The sequence below is a fragment of the Caproicibacterium argilliputei genome (assembly GCF_029211325.2).
Taxonomy (GTDB): domain Bacteria; phylum Bacillota; class Clostridia; order Oscillospirales; family Acutalibacteraceae; genus Caproicibacterium; species Caproicibacterium argilliputei.
On the sequence record NZ_CP135996.1, the window covers coordinates 2,738,035 to 2,752,473 of the forward strand.

A 14,439-nucleotide genomic window follows, 5' to 3' on the forward strand; every position below is an offset into this window, starting at 1 on the left:
GCGTCATGTCAGTTGCATGGAGGGCGGCTCCTGATATTCGTATTCGCCTGTTTTTTCATTGTAGAGATACCCTTCGTCCTGCAAATCGATCCCGTGAGTTTCCGCAGCAAGCTCCAAGGCTTCGGAAGAGCCGCCCTGCGGATCAAAGGAGAAGGTTTCCTTTCCGTGTTCGTATTCTTTTTTTCCGGTATTGTACCCGAGGTTTTCGTCTGCCCATTGATACTCGAAGGAAAGTTCCGGATACAAGGAAGAGAGCTTTTCAATAACGGGAGCCGCGCTGCTCCACGCGGTGTCGAACTTGATCCGGCTGCCGTCAAATCCCTTGGGCGTATTCTCGCTGTAGCCGTAGCTGTTCCATTTCGTTCCCCAATGGGCGACGCTCCAATCATACCAGTTGTTTTTCCCGTACCGGGCGAATTCCTCCGTGCCGAGATTTCCTCGGAAGATATTTTCCGGCATGGGGATGATCTTATTGAAGTCCAAGCTGCCGATCCCGATCTTATCATTTTTGACCGCTTCAAACATGGCCCTGACCTGTTTCTCATCGCCGTGAGCAATGAGAATGTTGGCAACATGATTCGGCATCTCACATTCCTCCCATCCGCAGGCCCCAACGCTGTTCCGGGGCGCTTTTCAATTCTTCCTCGGTCTTAATAAAGAAATCGCTGTTGCTGCTCCAAAAGCTGACATACAGCTCGCCCTCCGATGTGCGGATCGGCCTCTGCTCCGCGCCTTCACCCCACCCATCGGACTCCTGTCCACACCATTCGGATTTTAGCGCCTCCAATTCGGATGGGGATAGCTCTCCGTGCGTCTGCACTTCCAGCACACCCCACAGTTTGCCATCCCATTCCTCGACCGTAGGCTTCATGCTGTAAACTTTGCGTTTCAACGCATCATCGCCCAGATAAACGGCAAGCCCACGGTCGCCTTCAGCGGGAAGGCGCTCCCGGTTGATGAGCGCGAGAATTTCTCCCTCGTAATCGCAGGCTTCTTCCGCAGTGAGGTCCTCCGGCATATTTCCCAGATCGCCGTATTCGTCCTGCCTGTAAATATGAGGGTAGAGGGGACTGAATAAGCGAAGCGTTTTTAAATCATCCTGTTTCATATGCGTTCCTCCATTTCGTTTCAACTTAAAAATGGGTAACAAAAAAAGCGGTTGTGTTTTCCGTTACGAAGAACACAACCGCTCAGAATGTTACCCGGCATGGGGTCTTTATTTAATTTTGAATCTATGAAAAAGAAGCCGTACCTTTTTTAAGGCGCGGCTTCTGATTCGCTTTTTCATTAGCAGCCTCAAAAAGAGGGCTGCATCTATGAAAATCGGGGGTTTTGAATTTGTCCATTCAAAACCCCCGAAGCCCGCATAAACACTGGCTTTTTCGGCCATGTATCTATTTTGGGCAAATGACTTGGTGCGGATGACAGGACTTGAACCTGCACGCTTGCGCACCAGAACCTAAATCTGGCGTGTCTGCCAATTCCACCACATCCGCATGACAAAACGCCCAAAAGGCGCCTGCTTTATTATACGAAACTTTTTAGAGAAACGCAAGCTTTACTTCTGCTGCGCGCGAATATGTGCCGCCACCTTGACATCTTCTCGCTTGATATGATTGAGCAGCCATCCGGCGATGCTTTGGTTTACCTTCGCCACCAGAGGGATCGTTGCGCCGCCCTGCTCATACTCTGTGGCAATCTCCTGCACCGTCTTCTTAAACCCTTCGTGATACCGCTTGTGATTCGCATAGTCCGGGTACTGTGACTCCAGCTGCAGCTTTTCTTCGTGGCTGAAATGGCGGCTGACGTAATCTTTTAAAAAGCGCAGGGTGTCCTGAATTTCGGCACGGCCTTTGCCCTTCGCGCACGCTTCCAGAAGCGTATTGACCGCCTGAATCAGCTCTTTATGCTCGGAATCAATGGTTGCGTTTCCAGTTTCCAAATCTTTTGTCCACTGATACATCTTTCCGCTTCCTTTCGGCTTTTCCTACATTTTAAGTCAACTTTCGAAAAAAAGCAATTGAAAATAAGATTTGTTTTCACAAAGTTTAAAAATTACTCTTATAAAATTCCCTTTTCCAGCATCGACTGTGCGGCAAGCATCGCACCTAAACGCCCGCTATGAAAGTTCAATCCGCCCTGCATCCACGCGGCCCAAGGCGCACGCAGCGGCGCATCCGCAGACAGTTCAATGGAAGCGCCCAGCGTAAACGCACCTGCAGCCATAATGACCGGACAGTCATAGCCGGGCATATCCCAAGGTTCCGGCACCACAAAAGAATCTACCGGTGCGCCTTTCTGCACGCCCTGGCAAAATGCAATCAGCGCTTCCTTTTCCCGCAGCAAAACTGCCTGAATGATATCAGCGCGCGGCTCATTCCACCGCGGCGTTACGCCATAGCCAAGTTCCTCAAAGAGTGCCGCGGTAAACACGGCGGTCTTGAGCGCTTCTCCGGTAACGTGCGGTGCGTGGAAAGCGCCCATAAACAGCTCCCGGTTGTTGCCAAGCGTACAGCCAATTTCTCGACCGGTGCCGGGGGTGGTCAGGCGGTAAGCGCAGCTTTCCACCAAATCCTTACGGCCGGCGATATAACCGCCGGTTGGCGCCACACCGCCGCCGGGGTTCTTAATCAGCGAACCCGCCATGAGGTCTGCGCCGTGCGCAACCGGCTCCTCCCGCTGCACAAACTCGCCGTAGCAGTTATCTACCATGACCACGCAGTCGGGCGCTTTGCGCTTTGCAATCTCCGCGATTTTCTCAATATCCTCTACAAACAGCGACGGACGCAGGCTGTACCCGCGGCTGCGCTGGACGTACACCATTTTCAGCCCCGGACGCACCGCCTGCTCGATAGCCGCGTAATCCGGCGTACCGTCTTTTTTCAGGTCAACCTGTTGGTAATGGATATCGTACTCCTTCAGGGAACCGTTGCCGTCGCCGGTCAGGCCAACCACGCTTTGCAGGGTATCATACGGAACACCGGTCACAGACAGCATGGTATCACCGGGACGCAGCACACCGAACAGCGCAACCGTCAGGGCATGGGTGCCGGAAACGAAATTATGGCGCACCAGCGCATCTTCGGCGCCGAACGCTTTTGCATAAACGGCATCCAGTGTTTCGCGGCCGCGGTCGCCATATCCGTAACCGGTACTGGCAACAAAATGGCTCTCGCTGACGCCGCACTCGATAAATGCGGCAAGCATTTTCTGCTGATTATAATCGGTTACTTCATCGATTCGTGCCAGCGCGGGCTGCGCTTTTTGCAGTGCCTGTTCTGCTGCCGACTGAATTTTTTCGTCAATTTTAAAATACGGATAAATCTGCAAATCCGAAATCTCCTTTATGGTTTCATTGTGCTGCTGTACCAAGAATTTTTGCACCCGCGAAAACAGCGCAGGCTGAATCAGAGGATAGGTCAGTTCGGCATCCGGCGGCAGGGTGTCTGCCAACGTCACCTGACCGATCTCGCTTTCGGGCAGCGCGCCGCGCGCGGTGACCTGCGCAAAATACAAAACGCCGTACGATTGCGTCAGCCCATCCTTGATGATATCTTTTCCGCTGGCGGAGTATACGCACACCTGCCGCATTTCTGACTGCGTACTGCCGGTTTCCTCCCAGAGTTCGCGGCGCGCCGCCTGCGCCGGTGTTTCACCCGGCTCCACGTGCCCACCGGGAATCTCCCATGTTTTGCGCAGGCGGTGGCGCACCAGCAGCCACTTCCCCTGCTCCTGCGCGGCAATCACGGCGTAACGAATCGGCTTGTCCCCGATTTCCTCAAAAAATTCAATTTTCGCCATTATCGTTCTCCCCATTTCCGCGCTTCCAAATTGTAAATCCCAGTTTTTCATAATGCGCGCAAAGTGCTTCCCCGCACAGCAGAGAAACCGTGCGCCCCTGCGCCGCCCGTTCCACAAGTCCTGCCAGCACCGCCGCAAAGATGCCGGTTCCGCGCACCTGCGGCAGTGCCGCGCCGGAAAAGAGAAGCAGCTGCCTTGGGGAGAGCGCCGCCGCCGCGCAGGCACACAACGTTTCCCCTTTATACGCGCCAGCAGCGAGCGCCGCACCGTGCCGAATCCGATGGCTTAAGTCTAGGTAAAACGGCTCAAACGGCGGAGGCACAAAGCCCGGTGTTTCACAAGCGGCAAGCAGGCGGTGCATTCCCGACAGGGGCAGTGCCGTTTCACACGGCACCTGTTCCGCAAAGCGCAGCGGTATTTGCGGCGCAGGAATCTTTCCGGTCAGCCGCATTTCCACGCCGGTTCCCGCCGTTTGCAGGGCAAGACAGCGCGCGTTTGACGCACTGCAAACCAACGTGTGCATCCCAACACAGGGCAAAAACGCACGGAGTTCTTCCGCAGCCTGCGGCAGCACTTTGCCGCACAGCGTGACGGTGCCGTCCTGCAGGCGCACCGCAAAGCCCTCCCCTGCCCAAAACCGTACGGCAGCGGTTTTCAGCCCATACGCCTGTGCGCCGGAAACGACCAGACATCCAAACGCATCATCGTCATACGGCAGAAGCTGCGCAAGGTGTTCCGCCTGCCGAATCATTCGGAACCCGCGATGCGCTCTGCAAGGCGCTGCAGCAGCACCGCCGCCGCGTCATAATCCTCCTTGCTGATCACGCCCATCGGCGCGTGCAGATAGCGGCATGCCAAAGACACTGCCACTGTGCGCACGCCGCCGCGGCTGCCGTGAATGGCACCCGCGTCGTTTCCGCCTGCAACGCCCTCTTTCCACTGGCAGGGCACGCCGGCCTTCTGCGCTTCTTCAAACGCCCACTGGGTATATTCCTTATCATAAATTGTACGGCGATCCATAAAGGAGATGACCGGGCCTTCGCCTAGGCGGCACATCTGGCGCTCCTTTTCTGTGCCGGGCACATCCGCGGCGGTCGTACTTTCCACCACAATGGCAGCCTGCGGCTCTGCCAAAAATGCACCGGTGCGCGAACCGTTCAGGCCCACTTCCTCCTGTACGGCAAATTCAAAGACGGTATCGTATGCCCAGTCTTCCTGCTGCATCAGGTGAATCAGCAAGGCACAGCCGGCACGGTCGTCCAGCGCGCGGCTTTTCACAGAACAGCCGTTTTCCTCATAAACACTGTCAAAGGTGACCATGTCACCCGGCGTGACCACGGCGGCGGCTTCTGCTTTGTCTTTTGCCCCGATGTCAATATATAAATCGTCCATCGGAATACTCTTCTGGCGCTCGCCCTTTTCTGTCAGGTGAATCGGCTTTAAGCCAATCACGCCGGGCACGGTTTCGCTGCCGTAACCGACGGTCACGCTCCGGCCGGGCAGGATGCGCGGGTCAATGCCGCCGACTGCGGCAAATTTGAGCAAACCCTCGTCTGTAATGTGTGTCACAATCAGACCGACTTCATCCATGTGGGCATTCAGCAGCAGGCGCGTACGCGCCCGGCTGCGCCCTTTCTTGTAAGCCAGAACGCTGCCCAGCGGCGTAATTTCAATTTTTTCCGCATACGGACGAATGTATGAAAGGATTAGCTCCCGCACGGCGTCTTCCGCGCCGGAAATTCCGCGTGCGGTGCACAGCTTGGGCAGGCAGCCGCTCCAGATCTGCGCGTCGGTATCCGTTGATACAGCGCCGGTACTGCTGAAGATTTCCTGCATCGCCGGTTTTTCTTCCGGCTCCTCCGGCAGCTTTGCCCCGCACAGATCGCACACATACACCGCCATCAGGCGGGCGGTGTCTTCCACATCCTGCAGGTCAACCACTTCCGCCGGAGTGTGCATGGAGCGCTCGGGAATGCTGAGCAGCGCTGTCTGTACGCCGCCGCGCGCAACCGCCACTTCGTCACAGTTGGTTCCGGTAGAACCGCCCATAACATCCCACTTGTAAGGAATCGACTCCCGTTGTGCCAGCGCCGCCAGTTTTCTGCCCATGGCGCGGTTTAAAATTGGCGCGGCGCCAATCATCACGCCGCCGCCCAGCTTCCAGCTGACTTCCGGCTTAACGCCGGGCTGCGCGGCAAAGCTGACATCCACGCAAATCGCCTGCTCCGCGTCCGCTGTATAAGCGGCTGTGCGCGCACCCTGCCCGCCGACTTCCTCGCGCGTACTGAACAGGAACGTCACTTTCACACCGGGCAGGGCAACCTTCTGCAGCATTTGCGCGCAGCGCACCAAGGCAGCCGCACCAGCGCGGTCATCCAGCGCCGCAGATGCCATGCGTGTACCCAGCAGCATTTTCGGCGTATACACCGGCACCACGCGGTCGCCGGGGCGCACCTGAACATTTACCTTTGCGGCGGGCAGCCCCAGGTCGATGGTCATATCCTCTGTCTTGGGCACCTTGTCCGTACCATCTTTGTTCAGATGCGGCGGAACACTGCCCACCACACCCAACAGCGGCTGCGCCGCTTCGGATGCAAACACGCGCACCGGGCAGCCCGGCATCACGCGCGCGTCCGCGCCGCCACAGTTTGCAAAGTGCAGGAACCCGTGTTCCTCTACGGAAGTGACCACCATGCCCACCTGGTCCATATGTGCTTCCAGTAAAAGATGCAGCCGCGCGTCTGCCGCGCCCAGCGTCACACTACCGTTTCCGAGTGCGTCCACCTGGCCGTCCGGCAGACCGGTCAGCCCCAGTGCCTCGCGAACTGGTGCCGCTTCGTCACCGCTGGTACCGACTGCGGCACAAAGTGTTTTGAGAATCCTCTCTACTTTCATGTTCTAACTCTCCTTACAGTTGATTCACCATCTGGCGGAACAAGTCGCCGCGGGTTTCATAATTCGGGAACATATCGAAGCTGGCGCAGGCGGGGCTCATCGCGACAATGTCGCCCTTGACCGCTTCTCTGCGGCACACCTGCACCGCCTCCTCCAGACTGCTGACGTGCAGAATTTTCGGCGCACCGGGGCGGTAATTTTCTGCCGCGGTGACCGCCGCTTCAATCTTCGGCGCGGTCGCACCCAGCAGCACCAGTGTTTTGACGTGCTCGCACACCGGCACGCCCATCGGCTCGAACGGAATTTTTTTGTCATAGCCGCCTGCAATCAAAATCAGCTTTTGTGGGAACAGCGAAAGCATTCCTTTCATCGTCCGGCTTGGGGTGGTGGCAATGCTGTCGTTATACCAGCGCACGCCATCCAGCTCGCGCACCAGCTCGGCGCGGTGCTTCACGCCGGTAAAGGTCGTTGCCACCGCACGGATATCCGCCGGCGAAGCATACCCCCAGACCGCGCAGATGGCGGCCATGTAATTCTCCACATTGTGCGCACCCGGAATTTTAATTTCAGTTTCCTTTAGAATTGGTGTTGCGGCACCGTTCTTCATAAACAGGAGGGTTCCGCTTTCGTCCAGACAGCAGCCGTTCTGCACTGGCTGTTTCCGACTGAACAGCAGGCACTCGCCCCGCACCTGTGGCACGAAACCTGCGGTAATCGGGTTATCTAAATTCAGCACCGCGCGCCCGAAAGCGTTTTGATGCAGGAAAATATTCTTTTTCGCGTCCACATACTCCTGCATATCCTTGTGAATATCCAGGTGGTTCGGGCTCATATTGGTCACAACGGCAACCTGCGGACTGTGCCCGACAGAAATCAGCTGGAAGCTGGAAAGCTCCGCCACCACCACATCTTCCGGCTGAATCTCCTCCAGAATCGGCAGCAGCGGCGTACCGATATTGCCGCCAACGTGCACGGTTTTGCCCGCATGGCGCAAAATTTTTGCCAAAATGGTCGTGGTGGTGGTTTTGCCATCCGAACCGGTCACGCCAAACACCCTGCAGGGACAGTAGTCCAGAAAAACCTCCATTTCGCTGGTCACAGCGCTGCCGCGCGCGCGCGCGGCGTCCAGCTGCGGCAGGTGATACGGCATACCGGGTGTGCGAAAAATCACATCCTCCGTCAGATTTTCCAGATAGCCCTCCCCCAGCACCAACTGCACGCCAAGTGCCTCCAGTTCTTCGGCAAGTACGCCCAGCTGTGCGCGGGTGCGGCGGTCCCGCGCGGTGACATGGGCGCCCTCCTTCGCAAAGCGGCGCACAAGCGGCAGGTTGCTGCCGCCCAGCCCGCAGAATGCGACCTGCTTTTCCCGCATGGCTTTATAAAAATCTGCTATCGGCATCCTGTTTTCCTCCCGTAAAAAAATATATACGATTTGTATTATTTATAATAATATTTCTATTTGTATGTTTCCTGCGCCGCTCTGCCTGCACCGAAGCGCAGAGTGGGCAGCCGCTGTATCATTATACATCATATTTTGTGCAATTCAAAGGTTGTTTTGCGGTTGGAAAAATCGCGTGTATATTCTGCCCCTGCTGACGAAAAATAGAAGCGTCCCGCTTCGCTTTCATTTGCAGGAAGTTTCCATGCAAAAATACAACTGCGGGCAAGGTGATCTTATGAAAAAAAAGCAAATTGTCATGGCCGTCATCGCTGTGGCCGCGGTGATAACCGCCGGGGCTTTCACCGTGCGCAGCATGGCTGCGGAAAAAGCCGCCAAGCGGGACCTGCAGTACACCTACAACCGCGCTTACAGTGACCTGCGTGACTGTGTGGACAACATTTCCACCACACTGGACAAAAGCATTTACGCAAATACCGCCACCCAGCAGAATGGTCTGGCCGCGCGCCTGATGCGCGAAACCAGCCTTGCCAAAGAGGCGCTTTCCACCCTGCCGATTACCGATGACACCATGTCGAACGTATCCAAATACATTACCCAGGTCGGCGACTTTTCCATGACGCTCAGCAGCCGTGTCAGTGCGGGCGGAAAAATCACTGATGCCGAATACAAAACCATCGAGCAGCTGCACACCTACGCGACAAAGCTTTCCCAAAGCCTGACCTCTGTGAAGCCGGATTACAGCTCACCCAACGTCGCCAAGCAATTTAAGCAGACTGCGGAAGATTTTACCGACTTCCCGTCCCTCATTTATGACGGGCCGTTTTCCGACCACATCGGGCGCAAAAGCCCCCGCTGCCTACAGAACAAAAAGGATATTGAACAGGGCAATGCCAAGGTCATCGCGGCAAAGTGTCTGGGAATTCCCACAGACAAACTGACGCATATTGCCGACACCGCCGGCGGTCTGCCCACCTACAACTTTAGCACAGGCACCATTCGCATTTCCGTGACGAAAAAAGGCGGCATGGTGGTTTCCATGGAAAACAGCCGGGAAATTACCTCCGAAAAAATCGACGCAAAAGCCGCGCAACAGAAAGCGGAAGCGTATCTTGCCAAGCAGGGCTACAAAAATATGCTGCCCTCTTACTGGATTAAGACCGATGGGCGCATCCTTTTTAACTTTGCTTATCAGGACGGCGATGTGCGCTGCTACCCCGACCTCATCAAAGTCGGCGTTGCTCTGGACACCGGCGAAATCGTATCCCTTGGTGCCAACGGCTATGTAATGAATCACACCACCCGCAATTTTGACACCCCGAAGTACGACAAGGCGCAGGCACAGGCAAACGTCAGCACCCGCCTGAAGGTCAACTCCGGCCGGCTGGCGCTCATCCCAACCGAGGGCCTCAACGAAGTGCTGTGCTGGGAGTTTAACTGCACCGGCAGCGGCAACGACCGGGTTCTGGTTTATATCAACTGCCAAACCGGCATGGAGCAGCAGATTATGATTGTACAGCCGTCTGACACCGGCACGCTGGTGAAATAAATCCCAAAAGCACAAAAAGCATCCCTTTAAAGGCAGAAACGCCGAAAAGGGATGCTTTTGTTTTTTCTTTGCAAACAGAAAGACTCAGCCCAGAAGCTTCACCAAAACTGCCTTCTGTGCGTGCAAACGGTTTTCTGCTTCTTCAAAAATTTCTTCGGAATGCTTTTCAAACACTTCCGCCGTAATTTCCTCGCCGCGGTGCGCGGGCAGGCAGTGCAGCACCATGGCATCCGGCTTTGCCGCCGCCATAACTTTGTCGTTAATCTGGTAGCCCGCAAACGCTTTGCGGCGCTTCGCGGCTTCCTCTTCCTGCCCCATGGACGCCCAGACATCGGTAATAACCACATCCGCACCGACTGCCGCCTCCAGCGGGTCGGTCGTCATGCTGAATGCCGGATATGCCTGCGCGAAGTCCAGCACCTCTGCCGCCGGGCGGTAGTCCGCCGGGCAGGCCACGGCAACTTCCATCTTCATCTTCAGGCCGCCGACGATTAAGGAGTTCATCATGTTGTTGCCGTCGCCAATAAAGCACATTTTCAGCCCATCCAGCGCGCCGCGCTTCTCGCGGATGGTCATGAGGTCGGCAAGAATCTGGCACGGATGAGAAAAGTCCGTCAGTCCATTGATGATTGGAATGGTGCCGTTTTTCGCAAGGGCCTCCACTTCGCTCTGCTTAAAGGTACGGATCATAATGCCGTTGAGGTACCGCGAAAGCACGCGCGCGGTGTCCTGCACCGGCTCGCCGCGGCCAATCTGCATATCATGCGCAGACAGAAAAATCGGCAGTCCGCCCAGCTGGTACATACCCACTTCAAAAGAAACGCGGGTGCGGGTGCTCGCCTTTTCAAAAATCAGCCCCAGGGTCTTTCCCGCAAGGCGCGGGTGGGGAATATTGTGTTTCAGCTCGTACTTGAGCTGATCGGCAAGATCCAAAGTTTCCGTAATTTCCTGTGTGGAAAGGTCCAGCATTTTGAGTAAGTGTTTCATAAATCGGGATACCTCTTTTCCTTATTTACAGTTTCCGTTTTCACGCATCATTTCCGCTTGAAGCAGTTCTGCCGTCAGCCAGCAAATCCCTGCAGAACCTGCCGCAGAATTGCCAGCCCCTCGTCCATTTCCGCTTTGGAAATCGTCAGCGGCGGCAGGAAGCGCAGCACATCTTTGGCGGTCAGCACCAGCAGCCCGGCATCCACGCAGGCAGCGGCGATTTTGCCCGGTTCGCCGGCTGCGGGCTTGGCGCCCAGCATCATGCCCAATCCGCGCACACTTTCCACATTCGGAAGCTTTTCCAGTTCGCTGCGCAGGTATGCGCCCTTTTTGCGCACATCCTCCAAAAACGCAGGCTGTGCCACCCGCGAAAGGACTTCCAGCGCGCCGGCGCAAACCACCGGATTGCCGCCAAACGTGCTGCCGTGGTCGCCGGGCGCAAACACCTGCGCGCATTTGGAGCCAACCAAACACGCGCCGATCGGCAGTCCGCCGCCCAGCGCCTTTGCCGCACTGACAACGTCCGGTGTAATACCGTACTGCTGATAGCAGAAAAAGCTGCCGGTGCGGCCGATGCCGGTCTGCACCTCGTCAATAAGCAGCAAGAGATCTTTTTGCGCACAAAAAGCCGCCAAATCCTGCACGAACTGTTTTTCCATAGGGTGCACGCCACCCTCGCCCTGAATCAATTCAATTAAAACCGCGCAGGTATGTGCATTCACCGCGCCACGCACGCTTTCCATTTTCGGCTCCGCATAGGCAAAGCCCTCTGTCAGCGGCAGAAACTTTTCGTGGAACACACGCTGTCCGGTTGCCGCCAGTGTGGTTACGGTACGGCCGTGAAAAGAATTCTGCAGGGTAACCACTTGGCTGCGACCCTCGCCGTATTTGTCTGCGCTGTACTTACGGGCAATTTTAATCGCGCACTCATTTGCTTCGGCACCGCTGTTCCCGAAAAAGACGCGCTGCATTCCGGCAGCCTCGCACAGTGCTTTCGCCGCCTTGACGGTAACCGGACTGTAGTACAGATTGGAAAGATGCTGAATCTGTGCGGCCTGCGCCGCCACCGCCGCTGCCCACTGCGGGTCACTGTAACCCAAGCAGTTTACGCCAATGCCGGAAGTAAAGTCAATGTATTTTTTTCCCTTGGTGTCCCAGGCTGTGGCATTTTTCCCCTTGACCAATGCCGCGGGAAACCGGCCGTACGCGTGCATGATATACCTGCTGTCGCCTTCCTGTATTTCCGCAAACTGCATGGAAAGCAGCCTCCCTTTTCCTTTATTTGATAATATTCATTTTAACGCAGACCGTCAAAGAACTTCTGTGCCGCCAACGCTCCGGCGGAGCATTGGCGTGGTGAAGGATACCATACGTTTCACTCGGGCTTGCAGCCCGAACCTGCTTTACATTCTCAGGTCGTGGCGGGCTTCGCCCCCACACCCCCAGTCGCTTTCTAAGAAAGCGACGGAAAGCAACCTGCTCGAAGCGCTGACTTCACCCTAACGCAGACTGTAAAAGACGGAAACTTAACGTCCCGTGAGCTTCAGCACACTGCCTGCAGGGGCTCCCCGCGTGAGCTTCAGCAAGTGCGTGCAGGCTCAGCCTTCAGTAGAACATGGTGCCAATGCCCTCATCCGAGAAAAGCTCAACCAAAATCGAATGGGAAATCCGGCCGTCAATGATGTGCGCTCGTTTGACACCGCGCCGTACCGCCTCCACACAGCAGTCGATTTTCGGCAGCATTCCGCCGGAAATAATGCCTTCCTTTTTTAGCTTCGGCACCGCCGATACCTGCACCACCGGAATAATCGTGCGTTCATCTTCCTTGTCACGCAGCAGGCCGCGCACATCCGTCATCAAAATCAGCTTTTCCGCGTGCAGGCAGGCCGCAATCCGCGCCGCCGCAACGTCCGCGTTGATGTTGTACACCTCGCCGTCGTAACCGCCCGCAACGGTGGAAATCACCGGCACGTAACCGTTGTTTTCCGCATCCTGAATGATTTCGGGGTGAACCTCGGTAATCTGCCCCACAAAACCCAAATCGTCCGCAGAAACCAGCTTTTCCGCGCGCAGCATACTGCCGTCCAGTCCGCACAGCCCGATGGCGTGCCCGCTGTGCGCCTCTAAAAGCTGCACCAGCGCCTTGTTGACCTTTCCGGCAAGCACCATCTGCACAATATCCACCGTTTCCGCATCCGTCACGCGCATCCCGTGCACAAAGCGGCTCTCTTTGCCGATTTTTTTCAGCATCGCTGAAATTTCCGGCCCTCCGCCGTGCACCAACACCACATGAATGCCCACCAGTTGCATCAGCACAATGTCGCTCATGACGGCATCCTTGAGTTTTTCGTCAATCATGGCGTTGCCGCCATACTTGACCACGATGGTTTTTCCGGCATATTTCTGAATATACGGCAGCGCCTGTACCAGGACCCGCGCCCGGTCTTCGTTTGCAATCTCCATTTTCATCCCAACTTCATACATTCTTGATTCCGTATCAAGTGCGGTAATCTCCGTTTATTTTAACATAGTCGTACGTTAAATCGCAACCATAAGCTTCCGCGGCGGCATTGCCGTCGTGCAGAACCGTCCGCACGGTAATTTCATCCTCCTGCAAAATCCGCTTGCCCAGTTCCTCATCAAATGGAATGCCCGCGCCGCCGCGACACACCGGCAGAGTTCCCACGGCAGAAACGAAATCGACGTCCACTTTCTGCACATCCACTTTTGCACCGGCGTAACCGATGGCGCACAGCACGCGCCCCCAGTTTGCATCCGCTCCGAAAATTGCGGTTTTCACCAGGGATGAGCAAATCACCGCCTTGGCAATTTTCCGCGCATCCGCATCGCTTGCCGCACCGCTCACCTGACAAACCAGCAGTTTCTTCGCGCCCTCGCCGTCTTTCGCCATGGCACGCGCCAGCTTCACACAAAGCGCCTTGAGCGCCTGCGCGAAAATGGAAAAAGCGGGGCTGTCTTCGGTGATTTCCGCATTGCCTGCTTTGCCGTCCGCCAGAATCACACAGGTGTCATTGGTGCTCATATCCTCATCCACACTCAGCATATTGAAGCTGTCGCGCACGGCAAAGCGCAGGGCGCTGTCCAGTGCTTTTGCACTGATGGCGGCATCGGTGGTCAAAAAGCAGAGCATGGTGCACATATTGGGATGAATCATGCCGGAGCCTTTGGAAATACCACCGATTCGCACCGGCCTGCCGTCCAGTTCCACTTCCACGGCAACGTTTTTCGGCACCGTATCCGTGGTCATAATGGCCGTGGCAGCATCCAAGCTGCCGTGCGTAGAAAGTTTTTGGGTCAGCTTAGGCACTGCGGAAAGAATCGGCTCCAGCGGCAGTGGCTGCCCGATGACGCCGGTGCTGCCCACCAGAACATCCTCGTCGCGGAGATTGAGCTCTTCCGCAACGGCGGCGGCCATGGCTTCTGCCTTTTGTCTGCCGTCCGCGTTGCAGGTATTGGCATTGCCGCTGTTGGCAATCACCGCCTGCGCCCTGCCGTCCTGCAGGTGCTTTTGACAGACTGCAATGGGCGCGCCCTTCACCAGATTGCTGGTAAAAACACCCGCCGCCGTACAGGGAGCGTCCGCACAAATGAGTGCCAGGTCATTCTTGCTTCCAACCGGCTTTTTTCCGGTGCGCATATCCTGCGCATAATTCGCCGCCTCCGCCGCGGTCATGTGTGCACAGGCTTTGACACCGGCATAGATGCCTGCGGCCCGAAATCCTTTCGGCGCCGTAACGCCGCCGTCAATCCATTTCATGCAGATTCCTCCTGTATCCTGTAAACACTG

At 56.2% G+C, this 14,439-nt stretch carries 12 protein-coding genes, 1 tRNA gene and 1 pseudogene; 1 reads left to right on the top strand and 13 read right to left on the bottom strand.

Annotated features, from left to right (window positions below; translation table 11 throughout):
* Positions 1 to 3: 3 nt before the first annotated feature.
* From PXC00_RS13200 to murD, 9 genes and pseudogenes are all read right to left on the bottom strand, one after another.
* Positions 4 to 585 carry a DUF1281 family ferredoxin-like fold protein gene (locus PXC00_RS13200; protein ID WP_275844191.1) on the bottom strand — a complete coding sequence of 194 codons (582 nt, stop codon included), beginning with the start codon at positions 583 to 585 and terminating at the stop codon, positions 4 to 6.
* 1 nt (position 586) lies between these two features.
* Positions 587 to 1,108, bottom strand: coding sequence for a hypothetical protein (locus PXC00_RS13205; protein ID WP_275844192.1), 522 nt, complete (start codon positions 1,106 to 1,108; stop codon positions 587 to 589).
* Between the two features lie 305 nt (positions 1,109 to 1,413).
* Positions 1,414 to 1,496: transfer RNA gene (locus PXC00_RS13210), tRNA-Leu, on the bottom strand.
* A gap of 62 nt (positions 1,497 to 1,558) precedes the next feature.
* Complete coding sequence (locus tag PXC00_RS13215) at positions 1,559 to 1,963, bottom strand: bacteriohemerythrin (protein ID WP_275844193.1); 405 nt, start codon at positions 1,961 to 1,963, stop codon at positions 1,559 to 1,561.
* Between the two features lie 98 nt (positions 1,964 to 2,061).
* Positions 2,062 to 3,324 (bottom strand): methionine gamma-lyase family protein, encoded by a 1,263-nt coding sequence (locus tag PXC00_RS13220; protein WP_407654340.1) that lies wholly within the window; start codon positions 3,322 to 3,324, stop codon positions 2,062 to 2,064.
* Positions 3,325 to 3,468: 144 nt separating this feature from the next.
* Positions 3,469 to 3,852: pseudogene (locus tag PXC00_RS13225) on the bottom strand (NUDIX hydrolase); the annotation flags it as partial.
* On the bottom strand, positions 3,788 to 4,552 hold the full coding sequence (locus PXC00_RS13230) for a hypothetical protein (RefSeq protein WP_275844194.1): 765 nt from the start codon (positions 4,550 to 4,552) through the stop codon (positions 3,788 to 3,790). The gene PXC00_RS13230 and the pseudogene PXC00_RS13225, both read right to left, overlap by 65 nt.
* Positions 4,549 to 6,696: a zinc-binding metallopeptidase family protein gene (locus PXC00_RS13235; protein ID WP_275844195.1), complete on the bottom strand. Its 2,148-nt coding sequence runs from the start codon at positions 6,694 to 6,696 to the stop codon at positions 4,549 to 4,551. The genes PXC00_RS13230 and PXC00_RS13235 overlap by 4 nt, the downstream gene beginning before the upstream one ends.
* 13 nt (positions 6,697 to 6,709) lie before the next feature.
* Entirely contained in the window at positions 6,710 to 8,095 is a 1,386-nt protein-coding gene (murD, locus tag PXC00_RS13240) for a UDP-N-acetylmuramoyl-L-alanine--D-glutamate ligase (RefSeq protein WP_275844196.1), read from the bottom strand.
* Between the two features lie 277 nt (positions 8,096 to 8,372).
* Here murD and ypeB point away from each other — a divergent pair, with 277 nt between their 5' ends.
* Positions 8,373 to 9,644 (top strand): germination protein YpeB, encoded by a 1,272-nt coding sequence (ypeB, locus tag PXC00_RS13245; protein ID WP_275844197.1) that lies wholly within the window; start codon positions 8,373 to 8,375, stop codon positions 9,642 to 9,644.
* A gap of 84 nt (positions 9,645 to 9,728) precedes the next feature.
* Here the strand turns inward: ypeB and argF are convergent, their stop codons facing one another.
* The 4 genes from argF to argJ form a co-directional block, all read right to left on the bottom strand.
* Complete coding sequence (gene argF, locus PXC00_RS13250) at positions 9,729 to 10,631, bottom strand: ornithine carbamoyltransferase (RefSeq protein ID WP_275844198.1); 903 nt, start codon at positions 10,629 to 10,631, stop codon at positions 9,729 to 9,731.
* A gap of 74 nt (positions 10,632 to 10,705) precedes the next feature.
* Positions 10,706 to 11,887 (bottom strand): aspartate aminotransferase family protein, encoded by a 1,182-nt coding sequence (locus PXC00_RS13255; protein ID WP_275844199.1) that lies wholly within the window; start codon positions 11,885 to 11,887, stop codon positions 10,706 to 10,708.
* 349 nt (positions 11,888 to 12,236) lie between these two features.
* Positions 12,237 to 13,094: an acetylglutamate kinase gene (gene argB / locus PXC00_RS13260; protein WP_275844200.1), complete on the bottom strand. Its 858-nt coding sequence runs from the start codon at positions 13,092 to 13,094 to the stop codon at positions 12,237 to 12,239.
* Between the two features lie 34 nt (positions 13,095 to 13,128).
* Positions 13,129 to 14,409 (bottom strand): bifunctional glutamate N-acetyltransferase/amino-acid acetyltransferase ArgJ, encoded by a 1,281-nt coding sequence (gene argJ / locus PXC00_RS13265; protein ID WP_316935008.1) that lies wholly within the window; start codon positions 14,407 to 14,409, stop codon positions 13,129 to 13,131.
* Positions 14,410 to 14,439: the final 30 nt, after the last annotated feature.

Bases quoted from the DNA above. Each gene is read 5' to 3' on its own strand.
- PXC00_RS13200 (WP_275844191.1), bottom strand. From the start codon at position 585: ATGCCGAATCATGTTGCCAACATTCTCATTGCTCACGGCGATGAGAAA.
- PXC00_RS13205 (WP_275844192.1), bottom strand. From the start codon at position 1,108: ATGAAACAGGATGATTTAAAAACGCTTCGCTTATTCAGTCCCCTCTAC.
- PXC00_RS13215 (WP_275844193.1), bottom strand. From the start codon at position 1,963: ATGTATCAGTGGACAAAAGATTTGGAAACTGGAAACGCAACCATTGAT.
- PXC00_RS13230 (WP_275844194.1), bottom strand. From the start codon at position 4,552: ATGATTCGGCAGGCGGAACACCTTGCGCAGCTTCTGCCGTATGACGAT.
- PXC00_RS13235 (WP_275844195.1), bottom strand. From the start codon at position 6,696: ATGAAAGTAGAGAGGATTCTCAAAACACTTTGTGCCGCAGTCGGTACC.
- murD (WP_275844196.1), bottom strand. From the start codon at position 8,095: ATGCCGATAGCAGATTTTTATAAAGCCATGCGGGAAAAGCAGGTCGCA.
- ypeB (WP_275844197.1), top strand. From the start codon at position 8,373: ATGAAAAAAAAGCAAATTGTCATGGCCGTCATCGCTGTGGCCGCGGTG.
- argF (WP_275844198.1), bottom strand. From the start codon at position 10,631: ATGAAACACTTACTCAAAATGCTGGACCTTTCCACACAGGAAATTACG.
- PXC00_RS13255 (WP_275844199.1), bottom strand. From the start codon at position 11,887: ATGCAGTTTGCGGAAATACAGGAAGGCGACAGCAGGTATATCATGCAC.
- argB (WP_275844200.1), bottom strand. From the start codon at position 13,094: ATGGAGATTGCAAACGAAGACCGGGCGCGGGTCCTGGTACAGGCGCTG.
- argJ (WP_316935008.1), bottom strand. From the start codon at position 14,409: ATGAAATGGATTGACGGCGGCGTTACGGCGCCGAAAGGATTTCGGGCC.